Below are 19236 nucleotides of genomic sequence, written 5' to 3'. Positions count from 1 at the left end.
GCGCACCTTGCACACCCATTCTTGGAAATGGTGGAAAATGAAATCAAGCTATTTGCACAAACGTGCAGAACGGAAGTGAGATGCCACGATCACGTCACTCGGAAGCGCTCCGGGCCGCACAGATGTACTACCTGCAGGACCTCACCATGGACGCAATTGCGCGGGAACTCAGGACTTCCCGCTCCACCGTGTCCCGCCTCCTGTCGTCCGCCAGGGACACCGGATTGGTGCAGATCCAGATCCGCAGCCCCTTGGATTCAGCACCCGAACTTGAACGGATGATCCGCGAACAGTACAACGTGGACGTCCACGTGGTGCCCGTACTGGACACCCTCAATGAAGCGGAAACCCTGGACCGGGTGGCAATGCAGGCCGCCCGCACCATCGGCCCGCTGGTGGATTCGAACGCGATCATCGGCGTTGCCTGGGGCGCCACGATCAGCGCGGTCAGCCGCCACCTCACGCGGAAAATCACCCACGACAGCGTGGTGGTCCAGCTCAACGGAGCCGGGAACATGCAGACCACGGGCATCACCTACGCGAGCGACATCATGCGCCGTTTCGGCCTCGCTTACGGGGCACGGGTGGAGCAGTTCCCGGTTCCAGCCTTCTTCGACCACGCCTCCACCAAGACCGCCATGTGGAAGGAACGCAGCGTGCGTCGCGTCCTGGACCTGCAGGACCGGATGAGCATTGCCATCTTCGGCGTTGGTTCCGTGGATTCCTCCTACCCCAGCCATGTCTATGCCGGCGGCTACTTGGACGAGGACGACCTCCGCCTGCTCGCCAATTCCGACGTGGTGGGCGACGTCGCCACCGTTTTCTTCCGCGCCGACGGCTCCTCGGACGGCATCACCTTGAACGAAAGGAGCACGGGCCCCGGCCACGCGCAGCTGCGCCAGGTGCGCCGGCGCATCTGCGTGGTTTCCGGCGCATCCAAAATCAACGGCCTGCGCGGGGCGCTCGCGGCCCGCCTGGCCACGGACCTGATCGTGGACGAGGCCACGGCACGGCGCCTGGTGAGTTTCGATGAGGCGGGGTGAGCACAGTGCATGGGTTAAACGCGGCGCATGGGTAGAGTCTTTGCTATGAAACCCTCGCCGCGGCTCAGCCTCAACAACGGTGTCCTGATCGACCAGCTGGGGTTCGGCCTGTACAAGGTCCCGCCGGCCGATGCCGCAGGGTTGGTGTCCACGGCCATAGCCGCCGGGTACCGCCACTTCGACACGGCGGCCATGTACGGCAACGAGACCGGCGTGGGCAAGGGAATCGGCCGGGCGCTCGCACCGTCGGCGGAAGACGGCGGCACCGGAGGCTCCGGGGAAGAGTTCCACGCCCTCTCCCGCAACGACATCTTCGTCACCACCAAACTGTGGAACGACCACCACGGCTACGACGCCACGCTGCGGGCCTTCGATGACTCTATGGCCCGCCTCGGCCTGGACCACGTGGACCTCTACCTGATCCACTGGCCCTGCCCGGCCCGTGGCCTCTTCCGCGAAAGCTACAAAGCCATGGAAACCCTGTACCGCGAAGGCCGCGTACGGGCCATCGGCGTCTCAAACTTCCTGCCTGCGCACCTCGAAGCCCTCATGGAAACCGCCGAAGTGGTCCCGGCGGTCAACCAGATCGAACTCCACCCGTGGCTGCAGCAGACCAGGCTGCGGACCCTGCACGGACAGCTCGGCATCCGTACCGAAGCGTGGAGCCCCCTGGGCCGTGGACAGGTCCTTGAGGACCCTGCCATCCGGGCGCTCGCGGAAAAGCACGGCCGCACTCCGGCACAGATCATCATCCGCTGGCACGTACAGCTCGGGAACATCGTCATTCCGAAAGCGAGTTCGGCCGCACGCATCGAAGAAAACTTCCGGGTGTTCGACTTCGCGCTTCCGGACGAAGACATGGACGGCATCGCGGCCTTGGAACGCCATCACCGGACCGGGTCGCACCCGGACAACGTCAACTGAGCGCTGCCCGCTTCGCACGCCCAGCCCAGCACTACCCACAGTTTGAGGACTTTACGCATGGAACAAGTGGACACCGGCACATCAGGTGCAGCACGGGAGCCGCAGGAGGGCTTCTTCAGCGCGTCCCTGGCCGGCCGCACCCGGGCCTCGGACCTGGAGCTCGACGGCAGCACGGTGGCCTACTGGATCTATGAGCCGGTCGCCACAACACCCGCCACCCGGACCATCCTGGTGATCCATGGCTTCCGTGGCGACCACCACGGGCTGCTCCGTGTGGTCGACATGCTGCCGGACATGCGCGTGATCGTCCCGGACCTTCCGGGTTTCGGCAGCTCGGACGCCTTTGTCCGTGACGAACACACGGTGGAGCGGTACGGGACCTTCATCAGCCGCTTCATGGCGGCACTCGGCCTCGGCCCGGACACCGTCCTCCTGGGGCATTCCTTCGGCTCGATCATCACCAGCCACTTCGCCGCGGCCAACCCCGGTGCCATCAACCCGCTGGTGCTGATCAACCCGATCGCCTCCCCCGCCCTCGAAGGCCCCAAGGGCATCATGACCAAGCTCGCCGTGTTCTACTACCGCGCATCGGCAAAGCTGCCACGCCGCCTGGGCCTGGCCATCCTGCGGAACAGGCTGATTGTGCGCGTGATGAGCGAAACCATGGCCAAGACCCGCGACAAGGAACTGCGCGGATTCGTCCACGCCCAGCATGACGCGTACTTCTCGGCCTTCGCGGACCGGAACAGCCTGCTGGAGTCCTTCAAGGCCTCGGTGTCACACCACGTGGCAGAGGTCGCTTCCCGACTTCGACTGCCCGTGTTGCTCATCGCCGGCGAGAAGGACGAGATCGCCACCCTGCCGGCCCAGCACAAACTGCTCGAGGCACTGCCGGATGGGCGGCTCGTGGTGATTCCCGGCGTCGGGCACTTGATCCATTACGAAACACCGGAGCCCGCAGCAGCCGCCATCCGCACCTTCCTGGAGGAACACCCCGCGTGAAAATCGTCATCGACGCCCGCTTTACCCGGACCGACCACCACGACGGGATCAGCCGCTACGGCTCAAGCCTCATAGCAGCCACCGCGAAAATCGCCGATGTGACGATGCTGATCAGCGATACCCGCCAGCTGGCCTTGCTTCCCGATGTGCCCCATGTGCTCGTGAACAGCCCGCTGTCCCCCTTGGAGCTGTTCGTGGCGCGCGAGGTCAACAAGCTCGGCGCCGACGTGGTGGTATGCCCCATGCAGACGATGGGCACCCTCGGGCGCAAGTACGGCCTGGTACTCACGCTGCACGACCTCATCTACTACGAACACCCGGCGCCCCCCGGCTTCCTGCCCGCACCGGTCCGGCTCCTTTGGCGCCTGTACCACAAGGCCTTCTGGCCGCAGCGCGTGCTCCTGAACCGGGCGGACGTCGTGGCGACCATCAGCCACACCACCGAGGCCCTCATGGCCAAGTACCGGCTGACCAGGCGGCCCGTGCGGATCGTGGGGAACGCCCCGCAGCCCGGCCAGCTGCCCCGGAACCCGGAGGCCGGGGCCGACAAGTCGCTGCTCTACATGGGCTCGTTCATGCCGTACAAGAACGTGGAAACCATGATCAGGGGCATGGCCGGCCTGCCCGGATTCACCCTGCACCTGCTGAGCCGCATCACGCCCCAGCGCCGGGCGGAGCTTGAGGCACTGGTGCCCGAGGGCGCGGACGTCCGCTTCCACAACGGCGTGACCGACGAGGAATACAGTGCGCTGCTTCTGAAAGCCACTGCGCTGGTGAGCCTGTCCCGCGCGGAAGGCTACGGACTCCCCCTCGTCGAGGCCATGGCCCTGGGCACGCCGGTGATCGCCAGCGACATCCCGATCTTCCGCGAAGTGGGCTCAGACGCGGCCAGCTACGTGGACCCGGAGTCGCCCGCCGCGTTCACCCGCGCCGTCAAGGAACTGGAGGACCCGCAGTTCTGGAACAAGCGGTCCCGCCGCTCCGTGGAACGCGCCGCCGACTTCAGCTGGGAAGACTCCGCGAAGCAACTGCTCGCGGCGGCCGAAGAAGTTGTGGCGATCCGGAGCCGGAAGCGCCGCTAAGCGGCGGCAGCCGGCTTAGAGTACGTCGACGCCATCGAGGCGCAACTGCACGGGACCCGCGGTGCGCTTCGCCGCCGTCGACGCCTTGATGGCGCGCATCGCCTTGGTGGCTTGGGCCGCCTGTCCGTACGGAATGAAGAGCAGGCTCCGGAAGTCGGGTTCTTCGCCCGGCGTCGCGGGCCGCAGCGATGAGAGCGACAGTGGCGAGGGACCGACGCGGCGCAGCTCCACCGCCTTTTCCACGGCATCGGTGAAATGCGCGACGTCGGCCCGCTGGCCGGTGACCGAGGCAAGGCGTACCGCGGGCGGTAGCTTGAGTTCCTGCCGCAGGGCCAGCTCCCGGGCGGCGAAGCCCGCCGGATCCCAGCGCAACAGGGCACCGGTGGCCGTACCGTCATCCGCGGTGACCACCACCAGTCCGCCTTCCGAAGCGGGACGGACCAAGGCCGCGGCATTGAACCAGCGCCGCACGGTGTCCTCCCCCGCCCTCAGGTTCTCGCGCCTGAGCAGGGAGTCACCATCCAGGAGCAGCGCGGCCGCATAGCCGGACTCGGCGACAGGTTCCCCACCAATGGTCGCCACCACAAGTGCCGGCGCGGCACCGACTGTGGCTTTGACCTGGTCGCCGGATGAGGTGATGACGGTCTTGCCAGGGAACGCGCGGCCCAACTCCTCCGCGGTGCGGAGCACGCCGGCAGCACCGCGCCGCAGCCGCCTTCCGCCGCAGTGACGGCAGTGCCATTCAGGTGCGGGAGTGGAACACCAGCGGCACTGGGGCGGCGAAGACGGCCCCGTGACGGCCAGCGGGCCCTGGCAATGCGTACAGCGCGCCGGTTCCCGGCACTCTTCGCAGACCAGCGAGGGCGCGTAACCTGCCCTGGCCACCTGGATGAGCACAGGCCCGCGTTCCAGGCCGTCCTTGGCCGCCCGCCACGCAGCGCCGGGCAGGCGGGCGATCCGGGCGAGGGGGTCGCGTTCCTGTTCGAAACTGTCCGCCGTGTTCAGCACCCGTGGTGTCCTGCTGCGCACCACCGGGCGCGGTGCTTCCACGGGCACGGCCCAGCCGGTACCCACCAGGCGCTGCAGTTCAGTGCTCCTGCTGTGGGCCGCCAGGAGGCAGGCCGCGGATTCCTGTTCGCTGCGCAGCAACAGCACTTCGCGGCTGTGCGCGTAGGGAGCGCGTTGCTCGATGTGGAGGTCGTCGCCGTCGTCCCAGCACACCACCAAGCCGAGGTCCCGCACCGGAGCGTACGCCGCCGAGCGGGTGCCGACCGCCACAACGGCATCCCCACGGAGCAGCCGCAGGTAGTTCCTGTAGCGGGGAGTCTGGCCGTCCTCGGCAGTCAGCCGCGCGACGTCCCGGGCCGGCAGGACGGCGAGCAGCGCCTCTTCCATGCGGCTGAGGTCGCGGTGGTCCGGGACCACGACGACGGCCCCGCGGCCAGAAGAACGCACGGCCGCGACTGCGGCAGCAATCAGCCGGGGCCAGGAATCCGGGCCGTACCCCTGCACCGCTGTGAGGACGGCGTGCGGGGAGCCTCCTGATGCGAGGTGCTGCAGGAAAGCCGGACCGTTACCGTAGGCCGACCAGCCTTGGGCGGCAGGATTTCCAGCGGCGTGGTTTTCAGCAGCAGGGCTTCCGGCAGGCTCGGCTTCCGGGTCCTTGGCCTCATCGAGCAGCGCGTCGCCCGCGAGGTAGCTCTTCTCCAGCCCGGCCACCCGCGGCGGAATGGCCGTACGCAGCACGTCACTCAGCGTGCCGGCATAGCGTTCGGCCACGGCGGAGGCGAGAGTGAGCAGCGAGGGCCCCAGCACCGGAACCGCCGAGACAACCTTGAGCAGGGGCACCAGGGCCGGTCCGCCGGGTTGGTACCCCTTGCGCTCAAGGATGAAGCCGCTGAGTTCCTGCCCGTTGAAACGCACTTTGACGCGTACGCCGGGCAGCGCGGTATCAGCGAGCTTGGCAGGCACGCTGTAGTCGAAGGGCCGGTCCAGGTGCGGGAGCGGCGATTCAATCAGGACTGCTGCTACGGGATCCACAGCGGCCGCTTCCGGTCCGCCCGCAGGCGGCTGTGCCGGAAATCCTTGCAGCAGCGACGGTTGGCGTGCAGCAGGGCTGCCGCCACCCGCTGCGTCAGCGGCCAGCGGAAACAGGCCTTCGCCTCCCATGATGTCCACCGCCGTTCGTCTTTCCGTTGAGCCGGTCCGGCTCCTGCTCTTGCATTGCTGCTTCCACCAAAGCAAGAGGCACTGACATTTTCAGCGCAGACGGCCCAATGCCGGATTTCGGCCGGCCGGTTCGAGGGGAAGTCTCAGGCGTTGAAGAATTCCTTCAGCTCGGCCACGCGGTCCAAGCGCTCCCAGGTGAAGTCGGGCTCGTCGCGGCCGAAGTGGCCGTGCGCTGCCGTCTTGGCGTAGATGGGACGCTTCAGGTCGAGTGCATCGATGATCGCGCGGGGGCGCAGATCGAAGATCTCCGCGATGGCCTCGCTGATCCGGGCGGGATCGACGGTTTCGGTGCCGAAGGTCTCCACGTAGGTACCCACCGGGCGGGCCTGGCCGATCGCGTAGGCGATCTGGATCTCGGCGCGCTTAGCAAGGCCGGCGGCCACCACGTTCTTGGCAACCCAGCGCATCGCGTAGGCGGCCGAGCGGTCCACCTTCGACGGGTCCTTGCCGGAGAAGGCGCCGCCGCCGTGGCGGGAGAAGCCGCCGTAGGTATCGACGATGATCTTGCGGCCGGTCAGGCCGGCGTCACCCACGGGGCCACCGATCACGAACGCACCCGCGGGGTTGAGGATGTTCGCCGCGCGCGAGGTATCGAGCTCGGAAGCATCCATGACGGGCTTGATCACGTATTCGGCGAGATCGGCGCGCAGCCGCTCCAGCGGAGTGTCCTCTGCGTGCTGGCTGGAAATCACCACGGTTTCCACCGAAACCGGGCGGTCGCCGTCGTATCCCACCGTCACCTGGGTCTTGCCGTCCGGGCGCAGGTACGCGAGTTCCCCGTTCTTGCGGACTTCCGTCAGGCGCTCCGACAGGCGGTGGGCCAGCCAGATCGGAGTAGGCATGTAGGACGGGGTTTCGTCGCTGGCATAGCCGAACATGATGCCCTGGTCGCCGGCGCCCTGGAGGTCGTAGTCGTCCTCCTGGCGGCCTTCGCGGGCTTCGAGGGAGTTGAAGACACCGCCGGCGATGTCGTTGGACTGCTGGCCGATGGAGACGGACACACCGCAGCGTGCGCCGTCGAAGCCGTTGGCCGAGGAGTCGTAGCCGATGCCGAGGATGGTCTCGCGGACGATCTGCGGGATTTCGACGTAGGCGTCGGTGGTGACTTCGCCTGCCACGTGCACCAAGCCGGTGGTGGCCATGGTCTCGACGGCCACCCGGGACTCGGGATCGGCGGCCAGGAGGGCGTCAAGGATGGCATCGCTGATCTGGTCACAGATCTTGTCCGGGTGCCCTTCGGTGACCGACTCCGAGGTGAAGAGCCGGAGCTTGGACGGATTTCCGTGGGCATGGTGCAGGGGTAAAGTCACGTGACTACCTTACTTGGTCGGGGGAAACCGGCTGCCGCCGTGTGTCCCCTTGCTAAGAAAACTCAGTGCTGTCCGGCCGCGTGCGGCGTCAGCCGGCGGGCGCGACGCGCGCCAGTTCTGCGGCGATCCGGTCCACGACGGCGGCCGCGACGTCGGCCTTCGAGCCGGAGGCGGACTGGGGGCCGGTTCCGTCGGCGGCGAGGATCACCACGGAGGTTTCGTCCTGGCCGAAAACCCGGCCGACCCCGACCTGGTTGACCACCAGGAGCTCGCAGCCCTTGCGGGCGAGCTTGGCCTGCGCGTGTTCCAGGACATCACCGTCGGCGTCGCCCGTTTCCGCGGCGAAGCCGACGATCAGCTGGTTCCCGCCGGAGGCGTTGCGCGCCTGGACGAGTTCGTGCAGGATGTCCGGGTTCCGCACCAGGCGGACGAGCGGCGCGTCCTCGTCGTCCTTCTTCTTGATCTTGGTGTCGGACACTTCGGCCGGCCGGAAGTCGGCAACCGCTGCGGCCATGATGATGACGTCGGAAGTCGGCGCTGCGGCCAGTGCCGCCTCACGCAGTTCCAGGGCGGATTCAACGCGGACAAGCTCGACGCCGGCGGGCGGCTCGACGTCCATGTGCGCTGCGAGGAACGTCACCCGGGCGCCGGCATCCAGCGCCGCGCGGGCGAGGGCCACGCCCTGCTTGCCGGAGGAGCGGTTCCCCAAGAAGCGCACCGGATCGAGGGCTTCGCGGGTGCCGCCGGCGGAAATGGTGACGGTGCGCCCGGCGAGGGGCTTGGCGTCGTCGCCCGCTCCGGACGCAGCGCCGGAAACGGCGTTGCCGGCACCGGCAAGCGCGACAGCCGCTTCGAAGATCGCTTCAGGCTCGGGCAGGCGGCCCGGGCCGGAGTCGGCGCCGGTCAAACGCCCGACGGCGGGCTCCAGGACGGTGGCGCCGCGGCTGCGCAGGGTCTCGACGTTGGCGCGGGTGGCCGGGTGCTGCCACATCTCGCTGTGCATCGCCGGGGCGAACAGCACCGGGCAGTGCGCCATCAGCAGGGTGTTGCCGAGCAGATCCGCGGCGAGCCCCGAGGCGGCCTTGGCGAGGAGGTCCGCCGTGGCGGGTGCCACGACGACAAGCTCGGCGTCATGGCCGAGGCGCACGTGGTTGACCTTCTCGACGTCGTCGAACACGCTGTTGCTCACGGGCTTTCCCGAGAGCGCCTCCCAGGTGGCTGTTCCCACGAAACGGGTTGCCGCTTCGGTTGGGATGACCGTGACGTCGTGTCCGGCTTCAGTAAAAAGCCGGAGGAGCGATGCAACCTTGTAGGCTGCGATCCCTCCCCCGACTCCGAGGATAATGCGCACGTGGCCCCCGTCTACAGGCTGAGCTGCTTACTCGGCCGATTCGATCGGCGTGGAAACCAGCAGGCCCTCGTTGATCTCGCGCAGTGCGATGGAGAGGGACTTCTCGTTCAGCTTGGTGTCGACCAGCGGGCCGACGTACTCGAAGAGGCCCTCGTGCAGCTGGGCGTAGTAGGCGTTGATCTGGCGTGCACGCTTGGCGCCGAAGATCACCAGGCCGTACTTGGAATCGGCAGCCTCAAGCAGCGAGTCGATCGGCGGGTTGATGATGCCTTCAAGGTTCGTGGACACGAATTCTCCAAATTCTAGCGGGCTGACAATTCCCGGCGCTTAGCGCTGGTGCGGGGTAAGCCCCATGAGTGAAACAAGCTCGTCCGCTGCGCGTTCCACGTCATCGTTGATGACGGTGTGGTTGAACTCCGGCTCAGCGGCAAGTTCCAGTTTAGCGGTTTCCAGGCGGCGCTGCTGTTCTTCCGGGGTTTCCGTGCCGCGGCCCACCAGCCGGCGGACCATTTCCTCCCACGACGGCGGTGCCAGGAAGACGAAGTTCGCGTCCGGAACGGCTTCCTTGACCTGGCGCGCACCTTGGAGGTCGATCTCGAGCAGCACGGATTTGCCCTCGGCGATCGCGGCTTCGACGGTGCTGCGCAGGGTGCCGTAGCGGTTCTGTCCGTGCACCACGGCCCATTCCAGGAGCTGGCCGTCGGCAACAAGTGCGTCGAATTCTTCGGCGGACTTGAAGAAGTAGTGGACGCCTTCCTTTTCGCCCGGGCGCGGTGCCCTGGTTGTGGCGGAGACCGACAGCCAGACTTCCGGGTAGTTGTCGCGGATGTAGGTGGATACGGTTCCCTTGCCCACGGCGGTGGGGCCTGCGAGGACGGTCAGTCCCGGTTTCTTGCTCACTTGGTCCTTTGGGGTGGGGCGCTAGACGCCATGTTTGTCTTCCATAAAATCTATCAGCGCCCGCGACTGGTGGACGCCAAGGCCCCGCAGCCGGCGGGAGGCCGCGATCCCGATCTGCTCCATGATGGCCGTCGCCCTGACCGGCCCGATTCCCGGGACGGCTTCAAGCAGTTCGGCCACCCGCATCCGGGCCAGGGCTTCATCCCCGGCCGCACGGTCGATAAGTTCCGCAATGCCCAGTTCGCCTTTCCGGAGGCGTTCCTTGGCCTGGGCCCGGTGTGCCCTCGCCTGGGCCGCCTTGGCCAAAGCATCGCTGCGTTCCTGTGCTGACAAAGCCTTCAGCGCCACTGATTTTCTCCCCATGTATGTTCACCACTTTGCCTGCAGCCCAGTGGTTTGATCCCGAAGCTACAACCATCCGCACAGTGAACGCAATGCGGAGCCGGTACCCGCCATCAGGCAGGTACCGGCTCCGCGGAGAAAAGCGTGCGGACGGTTCTTCGCCCGGCCCCGGGGATCAGGCCAGCAGGCCGTCCCGGGTCTCCTCGGTGGCAGCGCGGAGACCCGCGACGCCGGGGCCGGCAGCCAGGATTCCCCGGCTGGAGGTTGCCAGGACGGCGGGGTACGCGGCGCCGAAGGTGCTGCGCAGATCCGCTGCGGTGGCACCCTGCGCGCCGAGTCCCGGAGCCAGCAACGGCCCGTTGACGGCGTTCAGGTCGAGGCCCAGGTCTTCCAGGGCGCTGCCGATCGTCGCACCGACCACCAGGCCCACCGAACCCAGGGCGCCGCCGTAGCGGCCGTTTTCAGCGGCCGCGGCCGACACGATCCGCTTGGCCACCGATTCGGCGCCGCCAACGTGCTGGACCGACTTGCCTTCGGGGTTGGAGGTCAGCGCGAGGACGAACACACCGCGGCCGTACTCGGCCGCCAGGTCCAAGGCCGGGCGCAGCGACTCGAAGCCGAGGTACGGGCTCAGGGTCACGGAGTCAGCGGCCAGTGCCGAGCCGTCGCGCAGCCAGGCGTCCGCATACGCGGCCATCGTGGAGCCGATGTCACCACGCTTCGCGTCGGCAATGCTCAGCACGCCGGCGTCCGCCGCCGCAGCAAGGGTCCGTTCCAGCACGGCCATGCCGGTGGAGCCGTGGCGCTCGTACAGCGCCACCTGCGGCTTGACCGCGGCAGCGAGGGAAGCGACCGCCTCGACGACGGTGAGCGAGAAACGCTCCAGGCCGGCGACGTCGTCGTTCAGTCCCCAGTCGGCCAGCAGGCCCGGGTGCGGATCAATTCCCACGCACAGCGGACCGCGGTCCGCCATGGCGGCCGCCAGGCGGGAACCGAAAGCCTCGCGGCCCCCGGTTTCCACGGCGGTGCCCTGTTCTTCGAGCGACTCAGGCATTGACGGCTTCCTTTGCGGCGGACAGGTTGGCAGCGTGTTCCTGCAGGCTGGTGACGGACCATTCGTAGGTGCGCTGCGCTTCGATGGCCTGCACGGCGGCGTTGAACTCGGCCACCGTGGTGATGCAGGGGATGCCGATCGAGGTCGCCGCGGCGCGCAGTTCGTAGCCGTCGCTGCGGGCTTCACCGCCGGAGGGGGTGTTGAAGACCATGTCGATCTCACCGGCAACGATGAGGTCTGCAATGGTGCCTTCGCCCTCGGCGCTGGAACCTTCGGCGACCTTGCGGACCGGGGTGGCCTGGATGCCGTTGCGGCGCAGGACATCGGCGGTGCCGCCGGTGGAAACGATCTCGAACCCGAGGTCGGACAGTCGCTTGACGCCCATGATCACCGAGCGCTTGTCGCGGTTGGCCACCGAGACGAATACCTTGCCTTCGGTGGGAAGCGAGTTACCGCCGCCGGCCTGGCTCTTGGCGAACGCGGTATCGAAGTGCTTGTCGATGCCCATGACTTCGCCGGTGGAGCGCATTTCCGGGCCGAGCAGGGAGTCGACAACCTTGCCTTCCGGGGTGCGGAAGCGGCTGAACGGAAGCACGGCTTCCTTCACGGCGATCGGGGCATCGAACGGCAGGGTGGAGCCGTCACCGGTTTCCGGCAGCATCTTGTAGGCGCTGCGGAGCTGGTTGATGGTCACGCCCGTGCCGATCAGCGCCGCGGCCTTGGCCATCTGCACGCCGGTGGCCTTGGACACGAACGGCACGGTGCGGGAGGCGCGCGGGTTGGCTTCCAGGACGTACAGGACATCCGAGGCGAGGGCGAACTGGATGTTGATCAGGCCGCGCACGCCCACGCCTTCTGCGATGGCCCTGGTGGCCTCGCGGACGCGGTCGATCACGTTCTTGCCGAGGGTGATCGGGGGCAGCACGCAGGCGGAGTCGCCGGAGTGGACGCCGGCTTCCTCGATGTGTTCCATGATGCCGCCGAGGTACATGTCCGTGCCGTCGAAGAGCGCGTCCACGTCGATTTCGACGGCGTCCTCGAGGAAGCGGTCGATCAGCACCGGGTGGTCCGGGGTGATTTCCGTGGCGTTGGCGATGTAGCGGGACAGGTTGGCTTCGTCGTAGACGATCTCCATGCCGCGGCCGCCGAGCACGTAGGACGGACGCACCAGGACCGGGTACCCGATCTCGTCGGCGATCTTCTTCGCGTCCTCGAAGGAGACGGCGGTGCCGTTCTTCGGGGCGATCAGGCCTGCGTTGTCCAGCACACGGGCGAATTCGCCGCGGTGCTCGGCAAGGTCGATGGCCTCGGGCGAGGTACCCAGGATCGGCACGCCGGCGTCGGCCAGCTGCTGGGCCAGCTTCAGCGGGGTCTGGCCGCCGAGCTGGACGAACACGCCCATCACGCCGCCGGTGCGCTCCTCGGCCGCGATGACTTCGAGGACATCCTCAAGGGTCAGCGGTTCAAAGTACAGGCGGGTGGAGACGTCGTAGTCGGTGGAGACGGTTTCCGGGTTGCAGTTGACCATGACTGTCTCGTAGCCGGCCTTGCGCAGCGCCATGGAGGCGTGCACGCAGGAGTAGTCGAACTCGATGCCCTGGCCGATGCGGTTCGGACCGGAGCCGAGGATGATGACGGACGGCTTGGCGTGCAGGCCGACCTCGTCTTCCTCGTCATAGGCCGAGTAGTGGTACGGCGTGTAGGCGGCGAATTCGGCGGCGCAGGTGTCCACGGTCTTGTAGACCGGGCGGACACCGAGGGCCTGGCGGACACCGCGGACCACGGCCTCGCTGTTGTGCGTGAGGGCGCCGATCTGCTCATCGGAGAAGCCGTGGCGCTTGGCGTTGCGGAGCATGTCCTCGGTCAGCGCGCCGGCCTTGCGGATCTCCTGGGCGGTTTCGTTGAGCAGCTGCAGCTGGTCCAGGAACCACGGGTCAATCTTCGTGGCGGCGTACAGTTCTTCGACGGTGGCGCCCCCCAGCAGGGCGCGCTGCACCTGGTAGAGGCGGTCCGTCGTCGGGCGCTTGGACTTTTCGACCAGTTCCGCGACTTCGTATTCGGGTACGTGGCTGAAGTCCAGCTGCGAACCCTTCTGCTCCAGGGAGCGGAGGGCCTTCTGCAGGGCCTCGGTGAAGTTGCGGCCCATGGCCATGGCCTCGCCCACCGACTTCATGGTGGTGGTGAGGGTGTTGTCCGCGGCGGGGAACTTCTCGAACGCGAAACGCGGGACCTTCACGACGACGTAGTCCAGGGTCGGCTCGAAGGATGCCGGCGTCTTCTGGGTGATGTCGTTCGGGATCTCGTCCAGCGTGTAGCCCAGGGACAGCTTGGTGGCGATCTTGGCGATCGCGAAGCCGGTGGCCTTGGAGGCCAGGGCCGAGGAGCGGGAAACACGCGGGTTCATTTCGATGACCACGACGCGCCCGGTGTCCGGGTTGACGGCGAACTGGATGTTGCAGCCGCCGGTGTCCACGCCGACTTCGCGGATGACGGCGATCGCGACGTCGCGCAGCTTCTGGTACTCGCGGTCGGTCAGGGTCAGGGCCGGGGCCACGGTGATGGAGTCGCCGGTGTGCACGCCCACGGGGTCGAAGTTCTCGATCGAGCAGACGACAACGACGTTGTCGTTCTTGTCGCGCATCATCTCGAGCTCGTATTCCTTCCAGCCGAGGATGCTCTCTTCGAGCAGCACCTCGGTGGTGGGGCTGTACTGCAGGCCCTGGCCGACGATGCGGCGCAGGTCCTCTTCGTTGTACGCCAAGCCGGAGCCCAGGCCGCCCATGGTGAAGGACGGGCGGACCACCATCGGGTAGCCCAGGTCCTCGGCAGCGGCGAGGGCCTCGTCCATGGTGTGGATGATGAAGGACCGTGCGGATTCGGCGCCGCAGCGCTCCACCACGCCCTTGAACTTCTCGCGGTCTTCGCCGAGCTCGATTGCCGCGATGTTCGCGCCGATCAGCTCCACGTTGTACTTGGCCAGCACGCCGTTCTTGTCGAGGGCGATGGCCGTGTTGAGTGCGGTCTGGCCGCCCAAGGTGGGCAGCACGGCGTCGGGGCGCTCCTTGGCGATGATCTTTTCGACGACCTCGGGGGTGATCGGCTCGACGTAGGTGGCGTCGGCGAACTCGGGGTCGGTCATGATCGTGGCCGGGTTGGAGTTGACGAGGATGACCCGCAGGCCTTCCTCCTTGAGCACCCGGAGGGCCTGGGTTCCGGAGTAGTCGAACTCGGCTGCCTGGCCGATGACGATCGGGCCGGAACCGATGACAAGGACGCTCTTGAGGTCTGTACGCTTCGGCATTACTTGTTGTCCTCGTTCTTCGCGGAGTTCTTGCTGTCCATGTTCTTGGTGCTGTCCATCAGCTCGATGAAGCGGTCAAAAAGGTAGGCGGCGTCGTGCGGGCCGGCGGCGGCTTCGGGGTGGTACTGGACCGAGAAGGCCGGGATGTCCAGGCAGGACAGGCCCTCCACCACGTTGTCGTTGAGGCTGACGTGGCTGACTTCCACGCGGCCGTAGCGTTCCTCCGGTGCCGTGGTGGCGCCTTCCATGGGGGCGTCGACGGCGAAGCCGTGGTTCTGCGAGGTGATTTCCACCTTGCCGGTGCGGCGGTCCATCACGGGCTGGTTGATGCCGCGGTGGCCGTACTTGAGCTTGTAGGTGCCGAAGCCGAGTGCACGGCCGAGGATCTGGTTGCCGAAGCAGATGCCGAAGTACGGCAGCTTCTCATCCAGGACCGAGCGCAGCAGCGAAACCTGGGCGTCCGCCGTCGCGGGGTCGCCCGGGCCGTTGGACATGAAGAAGCCATCCGGGTTAACGGCCTTGACGTCCTCAAGGGTGGCGGTGGCCGGCAGGACGTGGACGCGCACGCCGCGTTCGGCGAAGCGGACCGGCGTCATGGCCTTGATGCCGAGGTCGATGGCGGCGATGCTGAAGCGGGCTTCGCCCTCCCAGCCGTGGTCCTTGGGCTCCACGACGTAGGCTTCGTCGATGCTGACCTCTTCGGCCAGGCGGGCGCCTTCCATCGGTGCGCTGGACTGGACGGTGGCGAGGAGTTCGCTTTCCGGAGCCTTGGCGGCGTCACCGGAGAAGATGCCGGCGCGCATGGTCTTGTTTTCGCGCAAGTGGCGGGTGATGGCACGGGTGTCCACGCCCTGGATGCCCACGATGCCCTGTTCCACCAGCTCATCGTCCAGGCTGCGTTCGGAGCGCCAGTTGGACGGGCGGCGGGCGGCGTCGCGGACGATGTAGCCGGCCACCCAGATCTTGCGGGACTCGGCGTCCTCGCGGTTCACGCCGGTGTTGCCGATGTGCGGTGCGGTCTGCACCACCAGCTGGCGGGCGTAGGAGGGGTCGGTGATGGTTTCCTGGTACCCGGTCATGCCGGTGGCAAACACGGCTTCGCCCAGGGCAGTGCCCGTGGCGCCGTAGCTGCGGCCGCGGAACACGCGGCCGTCTTCGAGGACCAGCACCGCGGGTGAGGTGCTTGTGCTGGCGTCAACGTCGTTCTGGTTGTTCGCTGCGTTGTTGTCCGTCACTGTCTTACTTTCCACTATCGGCTTGTGCCTGGGGGTTTGCGGAGATCAATTCTTGGAGTGCGCTGATGAACGGCTGCTTGTCTGCGGCGTGGCGCGTACGGAAGCCGGTGTCGACGGCGGTCCCGCCGAGCGTCCAGCTGATGACCACGAGCCCGTCCTTTTCGACGAACTTGCCGGCCATGCCGCTGTCCTGGCGCTGGGCCAGCAGGGCCTCGCGCGGCACGAACAGCGGCGGGAAGCCGTCGCGGTCGAACAGCACGCCTTCCGGGTGCACGCTGGCTTCCGCGTTGCCGCGGAAGCCCAGCCCGTGGACGGCGATCCGGTCCAGCCAGTCCCCCGCCGTCGTGGTGGCCACATACTGGCCTTCGACGGCGACGGCGGCGGCACCGAGCTGCGCCGGAACCTCCGCTGGCTGCCCGACGCCGGCCTGCCGCCGGAGGCGGGAGCGCCAGCCGAGCGCGATGAGCGCGAAGGCCACGGCGCACAGCGCCACGACCAGCAGCAGGGAGGCGAGCTCGTTCATCAGTTCCCGCTGACCGCGGCTGCGGTCTCCGGGTGGCGGTAGGGTTCGTTCAGCTTGCCTTCAAGCACCGTGGGGTGGCCCTTGAAGAAGGTGGCGATGACCGCGCCCGGCAGTTCCTTGCCCTTGAACGGCGAGTTCCGGCCCATGGTCGCCATCTTGTAGGGGTCCACCGTCCAGCGGGCGGCGGGATCGACAAGGATGATGTTGGCGGGCTCACCGGCTTCAAGCGGCCGGCCCTGGTCCTCCACGCGACCGATGCGGGCCGGCACGGTGGAGGTGACGCGGGCGAAGTCGGCCCAGCTCATGAGGCCGGTTTCGATCATGGTTTCCTGCACCACGGACAGCGCGGTTTCCAGGCCGGTCATGCCCATGGCTGCCTGCGCCCACTCGCATTCCTTGTGCTCGCTGGGGTGCGGCGCGTGGTCGGTTCCGATGACGTCGATGGTGCCGTCGGCGAGGGCTTCACGGAGGGCCTGGACGTCTTCCGCGGTACGCAGCGGCGGGTTCACCTTGTAGACGGGGTCGTAGCTGCGGACCAGTTCGTCGGTGAGCAGCAGGTGGTGCGGAGTGACCTCGGCGGTGACGTTGATGCCGCGGGACTTGGCCCAGCGGATGATCTCCACCGAGCCTGCGGTGGACACATGGCAGACATGCAGGCGCGAACCGACATGCTGGGCGAGCAGCACATCGCGGGCGATGATGCTCTCCTCGGCCACGGCGGGCCAACCGCCCAGGCCGAGCACCGCGGACACCGCGCCTTCGTTCATCTGGGCCCCGGCGGTGAGGCGCGGTTCCTGCGCGTGCTGGGCCACGACGCCGTCGAACGCCTTGACGTACTCGAGCGCACGGCGCATCAGCACAGGGTCGTGGACGCAGATTCCGTCGTCGGAGAAGACCCGGACCCGGGCGCGGGAGTCTGCCATGGCGCCGAGTTCGGCGAGCTGCTCGCCGGCCAGGCCCACGGTGACCGCACCCACGGGGCGGACGTCCACCCAGCCGGAGGCGCGGCCCAGGCTGTGCACCTGTTCGACGACGCCGGCGGTGTCCGCCACGGGGTTGCTGTTGGCCATGGCGTGCACGGCGGTGTAGCCGCCGAGGGCAGCTGCGCGGGTGCCGGTTTCGACAGTTTCGGCGTCTTCGCGGCCCGGTTCGCGCAGGTGGGTGTGGATGTCCACCATGCCGGGCAGGGCGATGAGCCCCGCGGCCTCGATGACCGTGGCATCGCCAGCGTCGAGGTCCTTGCCGCGGGCAGCGATCACGCCGTCACGGATGAGCAGGTCTTCGGCGTCTGCGCCGAGGATGGCAGCGCCGCGGATCAGGTACGAGTTCTCTGCCATCAGTTGCTCTCCTTGGATTGCGTGGTTGCGGGGACTGCTTCGCGGGTGTCTCCGGAGAGCAGCAGGTAGAGGGCGGCCATACGGACGGACACACCGTTGCGCACCTGGTCCAGGACCGTCGAGCGCGGCGAGTCCGCAGCGGCCGAAGAGATTTCCAGGCCGCGGTTCATCGGGCCCGGGTGCATGATGATGGTGTCCTTGAGGCCCAGTTCGTCGAGGGCCCGCAGGCGGGTGTCGTCGAAGCCCCAGCGGCGGGAATATTCACGGGTGGACGGGAAGAACGAGGCGTTCATGCGTTCGCCCTGCACCCTGAGCATCATCATGGAGTCCACGCCGGCTTCCAGCGTCTCGTCCAGGTTGTAGCTGACTTTGCAGGGCCAGTGTTCGACGCCGATCGGCAGCAGCGTGGGCGGTGCCACCAAGGTGACGTCCGCACCGAGGGTCTGCAGCAGCCAGACGTTCGAGCGGGCGACGCGCGAGTGCAGGACGTCACCGACAACGGCGACGCGCATGCCGCTGAGGTCCGTGCCCTGTGAATCGGTTCCGTGCAGCCGTGCCCAGTGGCGGCGCATGGTGAAGGAGTCCAGCAGCGCCTGGGTGGGGTGCTCGTGGGTGCCGTCGCCGGCGTTGATCACTGCGGCGTCAATCCAGTCGGTGGCGGCGAGGCGGTGCGGTGCGCCCGACGCCCAGTGGCGGATGACGACGGCGTCGGCACCGATCGCGGCGAGGGTCTGGGCGGTATCCTTGAGGGATTCGCCCTTGGACACCGAGGAGCCCTTGGCGGCGAAGTTGATGACGTCCGCGGAAAGGCGTTTCGCAGCGGCCTCGAAGGAGATGCGGGTGCGGGTGGAGTCTTCGAAGAAGAGGTTCACCACGGTGCGGCCGCGCAGGGCGGGGAGCTTCTTGACTTCGCGTTCGTTGACGGCGGCCATTTCCTCGGCGGTGTCGAGGATGCGGATGGCGTCTTCGGCGCTCAGGTCCTGGGTGGAGAGCAGGTGTTTCATGCGCCGGCCTCGATCACTACCTCGTTGACCGGGGCGCCGTCCACGGTGTCCAGTTCCTCAAGGTGCACGCGGACCTTCTCGGAGGAGGCTGTGGGCAGGTTCTTGCCCACGTGGTCAGCGCGGATGGGCAGCTCACGGTGGCCGCGGTCAACCAGCACGGCGAGGCGGACAATGCGCGGACGTCCGAGATCGACGATGGCGTCCAAGGCGGCGCGGATGGTGCGTCCCGAGTACAGGACGTCGTCGATCAGGACAACAACCTTGTTGTCGATGCCGGACTTGGGCAGGCGGGTGGGGTACGGGGGCCGGGCCGGCTGGCGGGAGAGGTCGTCACGGAACATCGTGACATCGAGCTGGCCGACGATCGCGGCGGGATCCACTGCGGGATCGGCTGCGGCGATCTTGTTGGCGAGGCGCACTGCCAGCGGGTAGCCGCGGCGCGGGATGCCCAGGAGAACCAGGTCCTGGGAACCCTTGTTGGCCTCGAGGATCTCGTGGGCGATACGAGTGAGCGCACGGTCGATATCGCCCTGGTTGAGTACAACCCTGGACGGCACCGGTGCTGTGACATCAGTCATCGCTCGTCTCCCCTTTCCCCG

17 protein-coding genes are annotated in these 19236 nt (G+C 67.5%); 4 read left to right on the top strand and 13 right to left on the bottom strand.

Annotation, left to right across the window (positions count from 1 at the left end):
• Positions 1–80 precede the first annotated feature (80 nt).
• The 4 genes from BIU82_RS10285 to BIU82_RS10270 are packed head-to-tail and all read left to right on the top strand — an operon-like array spanning position 81 to position 4051.
• The gene (locus BIU82_RS10285) at positions 81–1043 is read left to right on the top strand and encodes a sugar-binding domain-containing protein (RefSeq protein ID WP_070349377.1); all 963 of its coding nucleotides are present in this window, start codon (positions 81–83) and stop codon (positions 1041–1043) included.
• A 45-nt stretch (positions 1044–1088) separates the two neighbouring features.
• Entirely contained in the window at positions 1089–1967 is an 879-nt protein-coding gene (locus BIU82_RS10280; protein ID WP_070349376.1) for an aldo/keto reductase, read from the top strand.
• Between the two features lie 57 nt (positions 1968–2024).
• Entirely contained in the window at positions 2025–2969 is a 945-nt protein-coding gene (locus tag BIU82_RS10275) for an alpha/beta hydrolase (protein ID WP_070349375.1), read from the top strand.
• Positions 2966–4051 carry a glycosyltransferase family 1 protein gene (locus BIU82_RS10270; RefSeq protein ID WP_070349374.1) on the top strand — a complete coding sequence of 362 codons (1086 nt, stop codon included), beginning with the start codon at positions 2966–2968 and terminating at the stop codon, positions 4049–4051. The genes BIU82_RS10275 and BIU82_RS10270 overlap by 4 nt, the downstream gene beginning before the upstream one ends.
• Positions 4052–4066: 15 nt before the next feature.
• Here BIU82_RS10270 and BIU82_RS10265 read toward each other — a convergent pair whose 3' ends face one another.
• The 13 genes from BIU82_RS10265 to pyrR form a co-directional block, all read right to left on the bottom strand.
• A complete protein-coding gene (locus tag BIU82_RS10265; protein WP_070349634.1) occupies positions 4067–6220 on the bottom strand; it encodes a primosomal protein N' in 2154 nt (717 codons plus the stop codon).
• A gap of 143 nt (positions 6221–6363) precedes the next feature.
• The gene (metK, locus tag BIU82_RS10260; protein ID WP_070349373.1) at positions 6364–7590 is read right to left on the bottom strand and encodes a methionine adenosyltransferase; all 1227 of its coding nucleotides are present in this window, start codon (positions 7588–7590) and stop codon (positions 6364–6366) included.
• A gap of 88 nt (positions 7591–7678) precedes the next feature.
• Positions 7679–8941, bottom strand: coding sequence for a bifunctional phosphopantothenoylcysteine decarboxylase/phosphopantothenate--cysteine ligase CoaBC (gene coaBC, locus BIU82_RS10255; protein ID WP_070349372.1), 1263 nt, complete (start codon positions 8939–8941; stop codon positions 7679–7681).
• Positions 8942–8968: 27 nt separating this feature from the next.
• Complete coding sequence (rpoZ, locus tag BIU82_RS10250; protein ID WP_024816817.1) at positions 8969–9229, bottom strand: DNA-directed RNA polymerase subunit omega; 261 nt, start codon at positions 9227–9229, stop codon at positions 8969–8971.
• A gap of 39 nt (positions 9230–9268) precedes the next feature.
• Positions 9269–9841, bottom strand: coding sequence for a guanylate kinase (gene gmk, locus BIU82_RS10245; protein WP_070349371.1), 573 nt, complete (start codon positions 9839–9841; stop codon positions 9269–9271).
• Positions 9842–9862: 21 nt separating this feature from the next.
• On the bottom strand, positions 9863–10204 hold the full coding sequence (gene mihF, locus BIU82_RS10240) for an integration host factor, actinobacterial type (protein ID WP_070349370.1): 342 nt from the start codon (positions 10202–10204) through the stop codon (positions 9863–9865).
• A 154-nt stretch (positions 10205–10358) separates the two neighbouring features.
• Positions 10359–11237 carry an orotidine-5'-phosphate decarboxylase gene (pyrF, locus tag BIU82_RS10235; protein ID WP_070349369.1) on the bottom strand — a complete coding sequence of 293 codons (879 nt, stop codon included), beginning with the start codon at positions 11235–11237 and terminating at the stop codon, positions 10359–10361.
• The gene (gene carB, locus BIU82_RS10230; RefSeq protein ID WP_070349368.1) at positions 11230–14538 is read right to left on the bottom strand and encodes a carbamoyl-phosphate synthase large subunit; all 3309 of its coding nucleotides are present in this window, start codon (positions 14536–14538) and stop codon (positions 11230–11232) included. Before carB ends, pyrF begins: the two co-directional genes overlap by 8 nt.
• Positions 14538–15773, bottom strand: coding sequence for a glutamine-hydrolyzing carbamoyl-phosphate synthase small subunit (gene carA / locus BIU82_RS10225; RefSeq protein ID WP_070349367.1), 1236 nt, complete (start codon positions 15771–15773; stop codon positions 14538–14540). Before carA ends, carB begins: the two co-directional genes overlap by 1 nt.
• Before the next feature lie 4 nt (positions 15774–15777).
• Positions 15778–16296, bottom strand: a complete 519-nt coding sequence (locus BIU82_RS10220; protein WP_070349366.1) for a hypothetical protein — start codon at positions 16294–16296, stop codon at positions 15778–15780.
• The gene (locus BIU82_RS10215) at positions 16296–17633 is read right to left on the bottom strand and encodes a dihydroorotase (RefSeq protein ID WP_070349365.1); all 1338 of its coding nucleotides are present in this window, start codon (positions 17631–17633) and stop codon (positions 16296–16298) included. Before BIU82_RS10215 ends, BIU82_RS10220 begins: the two co-directional genes overlap by 1 nt.
• A complete protein-coding gene (locus BIU82_RS10210) occupies positions 17633–18637 on the bottom strand; it encodes an aspartate carbamoyltransferase catalytic subunit (protein ID WP_070349364.1) in 1005 nt (334 codons plus the stop codon). The genes BIU82_RS10215 and BIU82_RS10210 overlap by 1 nt, the downstream gene beginning before the upstream one ends.
• Positions 18634–19215, bottom strand: coding sequence for a bifunctional pyr operon transcriptional regulator/uracil phosphoribosyltransferase PyrR (pyrR, locus tag BIU82_RS10205; RefSeq protein ID WP_070349363.1), 582 nt, complete (start codon positions 19213–19215; stop codon positions 18634–18636). Before pyrR ends, BIU82_RS10210 begins: the two co-directional genes overlap by 4 nt.
• Between the last annotated feature and the right edge of the window lie 21 nt (positions 19216–19236).

Origin of the sequence: Arthrobacter sp. SW1, from assembly GCF_001766675.1 — a bacterium.
GTDB lineage: Bacteria > Actinomycetota > Actinomycetes > Actinomycetales > Micrococcaceae > Arthrobacter.
The sequence above is the reverse complement of the archived record's forward strand: the minus strand, read 5'-3'. Positions and strand labels throughout refer to the sequence as shown.

Coding starts and splice junctions, on each gene's coding strand:
- BIU82_RS10280 (WP_070349376.1), top strand. CDS start 1,089: ATGAAACCCTCGCCGCGGCTCAGCCTCAACAACGGTGTCCTGATCGAC.
- mihF (WP_070349370.1), bottom strand. CDS start 10,204: ATGGGGAGAAAATCAGTGGCGCTGAAGGCTTTGTCAGCACAGGAACGC.
- BIU82_RS10265 (WP_070349634.1), bottom strand. CDS start 6,220: ATGGGAGGCGAAGGCCTGTTTCCGCTGGCCGCTGACGCAGCGGGTGGC.
- pyrR (WP_070349363.1), bottom strand. CDS start 19,215: ATGACTGATGTCACAGCACCGGTGCCGTCCAGGGTTGTACTCAACCAG.
- BIU82_RS10215 (WP_070349365.1), bottom strand. CDS start 17,633: ATGGCAGAGAACTCGTACCTGATCCGCGGCGCTGCCATCCTCGGCGCA.
- pyrF (WP_070349369.1), bottom strand. CDS start 11,237: ATGCCTGAGTCGCTCGAAGAACAGGGCACCGCCGTGGAAACCGGGGGC.
- BIU82_RS10275 (WP_070349375.1), top strand. CDS start 2,025: ATGGAACAAGTGGACACCGGCACATCAGGTGCAGCACGGGAGCCGCAG.
- BIU82_RS10210 (WP_070349364.1), bottom strand. CDS start 18,637: ATGAAACACCTGCTCTCCACCCAGGACCTGAGCGCCGAAGACGCCATC.
- carB (WP_070349368.1), bottom strand. CDS start 14,538: ATGCCGAAGCGTACAGACCTCAAGAGCGTCCTTGTCATCGGTTCCGGC.
- BIU82_RS10220 (WP_070349366.1), bottom strand. CDS start 16,296: ATGAACGAGCTCGCCTCCCTGCTGCTGGTCGTGGCGCTGTGCGCCGTG.
- BIU82_RS10285 (WP_070349377.1), top strand. CDS start 81: ATGCCACGATCACGTCACTCGGAAGCGCTCCGGGCCGCACAGATGTAC.